Source organism: Staphylococcus sp. HMSC62D11 (genome assembly GCF_001839145.1).
Lineage (GTDB): Bacteria > Bacillota > Bacilli > Staphylococcales > Staphylococcaceae > Staphylococcus > Staphylococcus lugdunensis.
This window is the reverse complement of sequence record NZ_KV840180.1, coordinates 1-393: the sequence shown is the minus strand read 5'-3', so window position 1 is coordinate 393 and position 393 is coordinate 1. Positions and strand designations below refer to the sequence as shown.

Here is a 393-nt window from a genome sequence, read left to right as displayed (position 1 = left end):
TCCTTTACTTATCTTTATCGATAATATACTGAGCATATTTTAAAACTTCATTCCACTGATCATCGGTGAGTTCACCATCTAAATGAGCTGCTAATGTTTCAAATTGCTTTTGATTATCTTGACTTTTATTTTCTATCCAACCCATTAAATATGCTGGATTGACATTCAATGCATTAGCAATGCTTTCTATAGTGTCATTTTTTAGATTTTTTATATTCCCACTTTCATATCTTTGAACAGTTGCTTCAGTTTTACCTATTTTTTTACCAAGTTCTGCTAAAGTTATTCCTTGCTTCTCACGTGACTGTTTCATTCTTTTGGAAAAACACATTTAAGTTACAGCTCCTTTTTCGTGATAATTATATTATACGGAAAACTTTCGTTATTTGCAAT

Annotated in this window: 1 protein-coding gene; it reads right to left on the bottom strand. The window is 30.3% G+C overall.

What is annotated here, in order from left to right; genetic code table 11:
* Positions 1 to 4 precede the first annotated feature (4 nt).
* On the bottom strand, positions 5 to 331 hold the full coding sequence (locus tag HMPREF3267_RS02495; RefSeq protein WP_062077454.1) for a helix-turn-helix domain-containing protein: 327 nt from the start codon (positions 329 to 331) through the stop codon (positions 5 to 7).
* Positions 332 to 393 lie beyond the last annotated feature (62 nt).